This window comes from Lentilactobacillus sp., from assembly GCF_040773105.1.
Lineage (GTDB): Bacteria > Bacillota > Bacilli > Lactobacillales > Lactobacillaceae > Lentilactobacillus > Lentilactobacillus parabuchneri.
Genome location: NZ_JAXGWW010000268.1, coordinates 1 through 2,636 on the forward strand (window position 1 = coordinate 1; position 2,636 = coordinate 2,636).

Genomic DNA, 2,636 nt, shown 5'->3' on the forward strand with positions numbered 1-2,636 from the left:
AGGTAAACGCGGTTCTGAATGTCTCTTAAAACCTGTCTCAAATATTGACTTCAATCCAAAATCATTAATCGGATAGTTAAAAAACAGCCCAAAACCGCCAGTGTTGATCGCAAGGAAGTCCTGCTTTCAGAAATCAAAGATCTACTCGAAAATCAGCAAAAATGAAAACAGCCGGCTTGCTCAAATTGCTTTCAAACCCCCAATTAATTGCGATTACCGGATATTTGAACTAGAATTAACTTATAGATGATTTTCACAAATGGAAATACTTGAGAGAGGTTTTGTTATGAGAACGTTTGCGATAAGGGCTCGTGATGGGGTCATGGAAATCAATTATTCAGAGAATTCCAATAAGCCCCCTTTTAGGAAGTTTATGATCACCTACAACCCCAAATTTTCAATTGGCGATAATCTTGAGAACATTAAGGCTGCCCTCACTGGGTTGCCAATTGATGCAGCAATTGTTGAGAATTCATTGAACTATGAATTCTCTGACACGATCATCGGTATTAATCATCAAAAGATCGATATTGGCCTAGCAATTGCCAACATGATGAATATTCCGGTCGTTAACCTGCATAAGGTTCAAGATGTTGGTTTGGAAAAAGCAGTGGCAGAAAAACAGGAATATTTGAAGTGGCACCTTGATTATTATGGTGAGTACAGCGGCAAGCGTAACTATGGGCAAGAGGCCATGCTGACAATCGGTAACGGCTACTTTGGCCTGCGGGGTGCGTATGTCGAAGCGAACGCCAACCAGGATAATTACCCTGGGATGTACGTTGCTGGTGTCTACAATCAACTCACAACCAAAATTAACGGTCGGGATGTTGTCAACGAAGATCTAGTAAACCTCCCCAATGCTCAATACATCAGTTTTGGGGTGGATCATCAACAACCGTTTGAAATTAAAAAAGAAGATATTCAAGATATTTATCGAAGCCTAAATTTGCGAACCGGTGTTTTAACAACCACCTTGCATATTCAATTATCAACTGGCCACATTTTGCAAGTTCGGGCTACCAAAGTTGCCAATATGACAAATTGGCATCGTTATTCCATCAAGTATGAATTAAAACCAATCAACTTTTCTGGGAGCATTCAACTCTATTCAAAAATTGACGGGACTGTTATTAATGGCAATGTTGAGCGCTATCAGGATTTCGATCAACACCATATCGACGTCATTGGCATGGTTACCCACGATAACCAGATTTCGTTAACCGGTCAAACCAAGACGTCCCACGTTAACTTTGTGATTAATTCTAAGCTTTCTAGCAAAGATATCGATACCACCAAGTTAATTTTAGCTGAAACTGAAGATAAACAAATCCAGCAAAAATTGGATATCCAAGTAGAACCTGAGAAACCGTATGTATTTGAAAAATGTGTCACAGTATTTACCAGCCAAACTCAGGATGCCAACTTGGAACAACCCGCCCAAAAGGAACTGAACGCTTCTTCGTTCAATGACACCCTCGCCGACAGTCAAAAGTTCTGGAGCAACGTTTGGCAGAATTCAGATATCCAAATTGATAATGATATGACCAGCCAAAAACTGACGCGGGTTAACATCTACCATATGCTTGTGACAAGTGCCGCCTTGGCTTCTGGTCAATTAGATTCCTCAGTCGGCGCTCGTGGCTTGCACGGTGAAGCTTATCGAGGCCACATCTTCTGGGATGTCACCTTTGATCTACCGTTTTATGCTATTCATTACCCAGCAATTGCTAAACAGTGCTTGTTATATCGCTATAATCGAATCGGTGAAGCGCGCAAATACGCCGCCTCGGAAGACAAGCAAGGGGCAATGTATCCTTGGCAGTCAGGGATGTATGGGGATGAACAATCTCAATTTGTTCACTTGAACCCGGTTAGTGGTGAATGGGATCCGGATAACAGTCGCTTGCAACGTCACGTTTCACTGTCAGTTGCCTACGATGTCATTAATTATGTTCATCTAACAGGTGATACCGAATTCATGAAGAACTACGGATTAGAAATGTTATTGTCAATTTGCAAGTTCTGGGTCAGCATGGCAAGCTACGATAAAAAAGATGATCGTTACGATATTCATCACGTCATGGGACCAGATGAATTCCACGAAGAATATCCAAACTCTGATGATCACGGACTCACTAATAATGCTTATACCAATATCATGGTTTCTTGGTTATTTGATAAAGTCGCAGAGCTGATGAGTCATGAAGATCCTAAGATAATCAAATCTGCCAATGAAAAAGCCCAAACAGACAATAGTTTACTTGATCAAATGAGTGATATTGCCCACAAACTTCGTCTCGATATCAACGAAGAAGGCATCATTGGTCAATTTTCCGGTTACTTCAATCTTTCCAAGCTCAACTTTGATTCTTACCGGAAGAAATACGGTGATATATCGCGAATTGATCGACTGTTAAAGGGTGAAGGTAAGTCACCTGATTCCTATCAAGTTGCCAAACAAGCCGACACTTTGATGGCTTATTACGAATTACCATTTGATGAAGTTCAAAACGTCATTACCCGGCTTGGTTACAAGTTGCCCGCCAACTACTTTACCACCAATTTAAGATTTTACCTTGATCGAACGACGCACGGATCCACCCTTTCACGAATTGTTTATTCAGTTCTGGATG

1 protein-coding gene is annotated in these 2,636 nt (G+C 41.0%); it reads left to right on the plus strand.

The features are described from left to right. Positions 1-286: 286 nt before the first annotated feature. Positions 287-2,636 (plus strand): glycoside hydrolase family 65 protein (locus AB3112_RS10520; protein ID WP_367334457.1); only part of this gene is annotated, 2,350 nt, incomplete at its 3' end.